Genomic DNA, 333 nt, shown 5'->3' with positions numbered 1-333 from the left:
CGAATATCCCCAAGCCGGCGACCTGCTCTATCTGGATATCAAGAAGCTTGGCCGATTCTGGAGGCCTGGCCACCGAGTGACGGGGGATCGCCAGCAGGCCTGCGAGGGCGCCGGCTGGGAGTTCGTCCAGATGGCCATTGATGAGGCGTCCCGGCTGGCCTTCACCAGCCTGCACCCGGACGAACGCGGCAGTAGCGCCTGTCGAGCCTTGTTGCAGGCGGTGCGCTACTACCGCGGGCTGGATATCCGCTTTGAGCAAGTCATGACAGATAACGGCGCCTGCTACCGCTCTCACTCGTTTCGGCGCTTGTGTGCTCGGCTCGGGCTGAAACA

General features: G+C 63.4%; 1 protein-coding gene. It reads left to right on the top strand.

The window, feature by feature from the left end:
- Window positions 1–333: DDE-type integrase/transposase/recombinase (locus RND78_RS27970; RefSeq protein WP_312733490.1), on the top strand; the 333-nt coding region annotated here is incomplete at both ends.

Origin of the sequence: Pseudomonas oryzihabitans (assembly GCF_032027545.1) — a bacterium.
Taxonomy (GTDB): Bacteria; Pseudomonadota; Gammaproteobacteria; order Pseudomonadales; family Pseudomonadaceae; genus Chryseomonas; species Chryseomonas oryzihabitans_F.
This window is presented reverse-complemented; position numbering and strand designations above follow the sequence as displayed.